This window comes from Vibrio sp. 10N.222.55.C6 (genome assembly GCF_041473395.1).
Taxonomy (GTDB): Bacteria; Pseudomonadota; Gammaproteobacteria; order Enterobacterales; family Vibrionaceae; genus Vibrio; species Vibrio crassostreae_C.
Genome location: NZ_JBFRSD010000200.1, coordinates 1 through 382, shown reverse-complemented (window position 1 = coordinate 382; position 382 = coordinate 1). Strand labels below are relative to the sequence as shown.

The following is a 382-nucleotide window of genomic DNA, read 5'->3' as shown; positions in this document are numbered from 1 at the left end:
GACTCAATACTCGATCAACATGTTCTTGTATAACAGATAAAACCGATAATTTTACATCCTTCACTTGCTTAGAATGATTGCACCAAAGCGCAAAACCGAATTTGAATCCTTGGTGCATTTCAGACGACTGTATAGGTTCAATGTCGTAATGGGAAAATTCAGAATGAGCAAACGTTTTTGGTAACAGTGCCCACCCTAAACCGGCTTCAACCATTTTAATAACTAACGCCAATTGATCGACTTCTTCGTTATCGGAGCTGATGGTTACTTTTTCTGACATTCCCTCTTCAATAAACGATCTCAAGATAAACTGCTTTGAATTTCTTAACGCTAAAAGTACATCCTCTTGCGCCAAAGATGAGAACTCACCATTTTTTTGAAC

The 382-nt window shown here is 38.0% G+C and carries 1 pseudogene; it reads right to left on the bottom strand.

Features of this window, described 5'->3' with window-relative positions:
- A pseudogene (locus AB4486_RS23220) lies at positions 1-382 on the bottom strand (LysR family transcriptional regulator); the annotation flags it as partial.